Source organism: Mesorhizobium sp. M5C.F.Ca.IN.020.32.2.1, assembly GCF_004023105.1.
Lineage (GTDB): Bacteria > Pseudomonadota > Alphaproteobacteria > Rhizobiales > Rhizobiaceae > Mesorhizobium > Mesorhizobium wenxiniae.
The window spans coordinates 1-5296 of the sequence record NZ_RZSX01000228.1 but is presented as its reverse complement, the minus strand read 5'-3'; the positions used below and the strand labels follow the sequence as shown (position 1 = coordinate 5296).

Sequence of the window (5296 nt, the reverse complement as noted above, 5' to 3'; positions counted from 1 at the left end):
GGTCAGCAGACCAGCGATAGAAGCCGTTTCTGGATGAGGGAGCTGGCGAGATGCCGACGGAGAAGATCTACATCGACTTCGCCGGGAACACGGTCGACGTGATCGACGCGATGACAGGCGAAGCGCGGGCGATGAAGCTATGAAGCTGTTCGCTGCAGCGATGGAGGCCTCGAACCACACCTCTGCCGAGGCCGTCGCCACCGAGGAGCTGGAGGACTGGACCGGCGCCCAAGTCCGGGGGCGTGCCGATGGTGAAGGCTGCATCCTCACAAGCCTGCCGTAGCGCGGCTGGTGGTGCGGTCCAGACCTTGAGCGGCAACCTGGCGGCCCGACCGTTCCGTCTTCTCTGCAAGCTCGAAGCGCCTGATGACCGTCACTGATTTACCGGTCGTGCAACGAGCGCCACTGCTTCGTTCATCTCGACATAAGCGCCGGATCGAATGGCATACACGATGGATGTCCCAAGCGCGCGGATAGCAATGACATCGGCAGTCAGCGAATCCATCGGATACAAGGCGCCAATAATATCTCCGTGCTTCACTTGGTCCAATACCGAGCAGCGAGGTTCAAAGATGCCGCGTGCAGGCGATTTTAGCTCGTCGGATGAGCGCCGCGTTTCGAATGTCTGCGTAACCTTCTGTTGGCGGAAGGTCGGATACTCGGGCTTTCCCTCGACGAGTCCGAGCGCGATGAGTGCGTTGCGCAATCCAGCTTCGTAGAGCGCGATCGCGTCGAAGCTGACCGTGCCGCCGCCGAATTCAGCGCAAACGAACACCTTGCCCTGGTTTTGGGCCAAAGTATCAAACATTCCCGGCGAACCTGGATGTTCCCAAACCAACGTCATGGGCAGCTTGAACGCTTCTGCCATTTGGAGCGTCTTGGCCATCAGAACGGGATCAGCAATTGGGTGCGTCGTGCTCGACGGGGAGAAATCCCAGTTTAGTCCAAAGCTGTGCAGATCGAAGACAGTGTCGGTCCATGGCAATAACACACGCGCAACCGCATCCGCGATCCGTTCGGTTACTGATCCGTCGCTGCGGCCCGGAAAAACTCGATTGAGATTTAAACCATCGATCGGCGTATTGCGGCTGCATGCCTTTACGGCTGGTGGATTGAGCATCGGCGCGATTACAACTCTTCCACAAACTTGCGCTTCGGGAAGCCACTCGAGAAGTCGTCGCGCAACAATCGGCCCTTCCAATTCATCGCCGTGACATCCGGCAGTGATCAGGAGCCGTGGTCCCTCGCCTTTGTTGAGACTGACGACCGGAAGTGAAAGAGCTTCGCAATCGGCGCCTTCTGGGACAACAAGATGTCCGTTGCTCATGCCGGGCTTTTCGAGATCAAACGTAAGGTGTGGTGCTTCGCTCATTGCGGAGATTTCCTTGAATTCGAAGTACGAGATTATGGTCGCCAATTCCGGTCAGCTTTGGCATTTGCGTGCATTGCGCCACGCGTTCAATCGTGGAGGTGGGTTGCCCGCACATCGCAAGCAAAATCCAAAGTGCCTCGCGGGCTGTAATTGGGGCCTAGAGATAAGTTATTATGATGCTCCAAGCCTCAGCCTTATCACACCAACATCGTTCTCGATGGCAATCTCGGTCCCAAACGGCTCGGAGAGCTTCTGTAGACGCTCCAGAATGGTCTTCGCTTGCTCCTGATTGACTAAACGTGGGACCCCGCGATCGGCAAATCTCCTCAACCGACCGAGTTCAATCGGATATAGCCGCAATTCGGCAAGCTGGTTCTGCTTGAATCGGCTCCGCGCCGCGATGCTTTCCCAAAAGACCGGGTCTGAATAACTGGCCATTTCCGCGATCTTGACCTCGGCATCCGTGTGTACCCGAGGGTCCTTGGCGTAGTCGCCGAACATTTCGGCACCCGCAGGGGTACCCAAGTCATCCTGGAAAAAATTTCCGAGGCTATAAAAGATCGGGCGGCCCTTAAATATCTCGATGCCTCTCAATTGATGAGGTCCATGGCCAATGTATGCGTCGGCCCCGGCATCGATCAGCCCATGAGCAAAGGATCGTTCGTAATCCGGCGGCTCGTCGCTCCAGTTACCAGGCTCGTGACAGTGGTTCGCGACGATGCAAAAATCGGAGAACTGCTTGCCCCGCCGGACATTTCGTAGAATGTCGGCAACATCGCGTGAGTCTGGTTCGAAACTGTATCCGACCTTGTCGCCAGCCTTGTATGTTGTTCCGGCGAGCACGACCGTAACCGGATCTTCCCGGAAGGGGATGTCGCTAGGCAAGGCAGAACTTATTAGCCTCACATTTTGGAGCATTTCGGGCGAAACCACGATGGCTTGCGCTAAACGAAGGGCGTTCAGTCCTGGTCGTCCTGGGGCCTCACCAGCAGGATCGCCCGCGCGGGCCATCGGTTTGAATGTTGAAGCACATGATAGCAACGCCACACGGCCACGTGTGGTCTCGAAGAAGCGCGCGGCGCCGGCTTGTGCGAGATTCTCTCCCACCCCTGCATGGATAATCCCGTTTTGATCTAGCACTCGGCTGGTCTCGCGCATGCCTTCAACGCCCCAGTCAAATGAATGGTTGTTTGCGCGGCCGAGGATGTTGAATCCCATCGCCTTCAAATCTTGGCCAACCTCTGGCAAGCTGAGGTGATACGCACCGCCGTATTCAGCCTGCGGGTGTCCATTGAACGATCGGATATCGAAGGCATTGACCTCCAGGTTGCCAAAAGTGGTGTCAGCATCGCGAAGGATCCTGACGACCTCGCCGAAGCCAGAATCCTGAGATTTGGTCACTGCTCGTGATACGATGAGGTCGCCGACTGCCACCATCGTGAAGCCGTCCGCCACGTTCGTTGAAATCGACCCGATCACATCATAGCCGGGTGCCCCGTCGACCGGATGACCAGCGTTCTCGTTGCTCATAGATTTCTCCTCGTCTCGCTTCGTCCTGCCGTACTTGGCATGATGTTCCGTGTTCGTGTCGGCGGTGCCAAGTCGAGTGGCTATGCGACGGGAGTGAGCGAAGAATTAGCCACCGCGGGCGCCGGCATGCCCATGGCCGGAGCGCGCACATGGCAGGCCACAACGCGCCCGTCTGCCATTGGCACCAAAGGCGGTACCTCGATGTGGCACCGCTCGATGGCCAGTGGGCAGCGCGGATGAAACGCGCACCCGCTCGGAGGGTTGATGGGGCTCGGCACCTCGCCCTCTACGGGTACCTCTAGCCGAGCTCGGGTGGGATCCGGCACCGGAGCCGCCGCGACCAGCGCCTCGGTGTAGGGATGGACCGGTTTCGCAAAGAGCGCCTCGCTCGGGGCAAGCTCTACGATCCGCCCCAAATACATGACGGCAACGCGATGCGCGATATGCTCCACGACCCCAAGGTCATGTGAGATGAAGACGAAGGCGATGCCCATCTGCTGCTGGAGTTCCAGAAGCAGATTCAGGATCTGAGCCTGCACGGACACATCAAGGGCTGACACCGCTTCGTCGGCAATAATCAGCGAAGGGTTGAGCGCCAGAGCGCGTGCAATGCCGAGCCGCTGCCGCTGACCGCCCGACAATTCGGATGGCAGCCTGTGCATCATCTCAGGTGACATTCCGACTTTTCGCAGAAGGTCTGCAGCGAGGGCCTGGCGCTGCTTCCTGCTGAGGCGCTCAAAATTCTCGACTGGTTCGGTGATGATCTGTCCGGCGGTCAGGCGCCGGTTCAACGACGAGTAAGGATCCTGAAAGACCATCTGCATCCGACGGCGCCATGCGTGAAGGGCATCCTTCTTGAGGCTTGCAATGTCGGTCCCGTCGATCAGCACGCGCCCGCCCGTGGGCTCGACGAGCCGCATCAGGAGCCGCGCCACGGTGGACTTGCCGCAGCCGGATTCACCGACGATGCAGAGCGTCTCGCCCGCCTCGACGCAAAAGGATACATCCTCCACCGCCCGGATCACCGGAATGCTTTTCTTGAAGATTCCCGAGCCAAGCGGATAGTGCTTGGTCAGATTCTCGACTTTCAGCAGAGGACCGTTCATGCGCCCATCACCTCTTCGGCGCGCCAACAAGCTGCGGCGTGGCTTGACCCGACATCACGCAGGGCGGGCGTCTTGTCGCGGCAAATGTCGATCGCGACCGGGCAGCGAGGCGCAAAGCTGCAGCCGACAATGGGCTCGCGCAGGCTTGGAACAATGCCGGGAATTTCCGGAAGGCGGCGCTGTCGGCCGCGCCGCCGGTCAGGCACCGATCGCATGAGGCCCTGAGTGTAGGGATGCGCCGGTCGCGCAAACAAATCGATGACGTTCGCTTGTTCTACGATCCGGCCAGCATACATCACGATCACCCGTTGGCATGTCTCGGCGACAACGCCCAGATCATGCGTGATGAACATCACGGCCGTTCCCGTGCGCTCTTTCAGATCGACGATGAGCCGCAGGATCTGCGCCTGGATGGTGACGTCAAGCGCTGTCGTCGGCTCGTCGGCAATCAACAGTTCCGGTGAGCAGGCAAGAGCCATAGCGATCATGGCGAGCTGGCGCATGCCGCCCGACATTTCATGCGGATAGTTGTTGACGCGACGCTCGGGGTCGGCGATGCGGACGAGACGCAGCATCTCCTCGGCTTTTGCCATCGCGACCGATCGGGACGCTTTTGTGTGGATCTGCACCGCCTCTGCGATCTGGCGGCCAACCGTATAGACCGGATTCAGGCTGGTCATCGGGTCCTGGAAGATCATGGCGATCTGGTCGCCACGGATCTGTCGCATCTCGCGGTCGGACAGTCAAGCAGGTTGCGCCCGCGAAAGCGCACCTGGCCGCGGACGGTCCTGGCGGTCAGTTTAGGCAGGAGCCGAAGGATGGAGAGAGCGGTGACGCTCTTTCCGCACCCGGATTCGCCGACGACGCCGAGCGTTTCGCCTTTCATCACCTGGAAGCTGACGCCGCCGAGGGCGCGGGTGACGCTTTCTTCGCCGTAAAAGTGCGTCTCAAGGTCTCGAACGTCGAGAAGCACGTCGTTGCCTGCCGTTTGATGCATCTGCATGTCAGCGCCTCCGCTTCGCGCGAGGATCGAACAGGTCGCGCAGGCCGTCCCCGAGCAGATTAACGGCAAGGACCGTGACGGCAAGGCAGATACCGGGGGCAAAAATCGTCATGGGCGCGATGGCGAGGTAGAGGCGGGAACTGGCGATCATGTTGCCCCAGCTCGGAATCTCGGGTGGCACGCCCACGCCGAGGAAACTCAGCCCGGCCTCCGTCAGGATCGCGCTGGCGCAGACAGTAGCGCCCTGGACCATCAGCGCCGGAACAGTGCTCGGCAGGATATGCC

General features: G+C 59.6%; 5 protein-coding genes and 1 pseudogene. 1 reads left to right on the top strand and 5 read right to left on the bottom strand.

From position 1 onward, the window contains the following. Positions 1–139: 139 nt before the first annotated feature. The gene (locus EOA86_RS38615) at positions 140–283 is read left to right on the top strand and encodes a hypothetical protein (RefSeq protein WP_164891740.1); all 144 of its coding nucleotides are present in this window, start codon (positions 140–142) and stop codon (positions 281–283) included. Between the two features lie 90 nt (positions 284–373). Here EOA86_RS38615 and EOA86_RS13750 read toward each other — a convergent pair whose 3' ends face one another. The 5 genes and pseudogenes from EOA86_RS13750 to EOA86_RS13730 all read right to left on the bottom strand — a co-directional run. Further along, the gene (locus EOA86_RS13750) at positions 374–1372 is read right to left on the bottom strand and encodes a succinylglutamate desuccinylase/aspartoacylase family protein (RefSeq protein ID WP_091597975.1); all 999 of its coding nucleotides are present in this window, start codon (positions 1370–1372) and stop codon (positions 374–376) included. 171 nt (positions 1373–1543) lie between these two features. Further along, positions 1544–2902, bottom strand: coding sequence for a CapA family protein (locus EOA86_RS13745; RefSeq protein ID WP_091597978.1), 1359 nt, complete (start codon positions 2900–2902; stop codon positions 1544–1546). Between the two features lie 80 nt (positions 2903–2982). Continuing rightward, the gene (locus EOA86_RS13740; protein ID WP_091597981.1) at positions 2983–4008 is read right to left on the bottom strand and encodes a dipeptide ABC transporter ATP-binding protein; all 1026 of its coding nucleotides are present in this window, start codon (positions 4006–4008) and stop codon (positions 2983–2985) included. After that, positions 4005–5011: pseudogene (locus tag EOA86_RS13735) on the bottom strand (ABC transporter ATP-binding protein). The gene EOA86_RS13740 and the pseudogene EOA86_RS13735 overlap by 4 nt, the downstream one beginning before the upstream one ends. Position 5012: 1 nt before the next feature. Next, positions 5013–5296: ABC transporter permease subunit (locus EOA86_RS13730; RefSeq protein ID WP_128342138.1), on the bottom strand; the 284-nt coding region annotated here is incomplete at its 5' end.

What these genes read in the sequence shown, in the direction of transcription:
- EOA86_RS38615 (WP_164891740.1), top strand. Translation starts at nt 140, where the DNA reads ATGAAGCTGTTCGCTGCAGCGATGGAGGCCTCGAACCACACCTCTGCC.
- EOA86_RS13750 (WP_091597975.1), bottom strand. Translation starts at nt 1,372, where the DNA reads ATGAGCGAAGCACCACACCTTACGTTTGATCTCGAAAAGCCCGGCATG.
- EOA86_RS13745 (WP_091597978.1), bottom strand. Translation starts at nt 2,902, where the DNA reads ATGAGCAACGAGAACGCTGGTCATCCGGTCGACGGGGCACCCGGCTAT.
- EOA86_RS13740 (WP_091597981.1), bottom strand. Translation starts at nt 4,008, where the DNA reads ATGAACGGTCCTCTGCTGAAAGTCGAGAATCTGACCAAGCACTATCCG.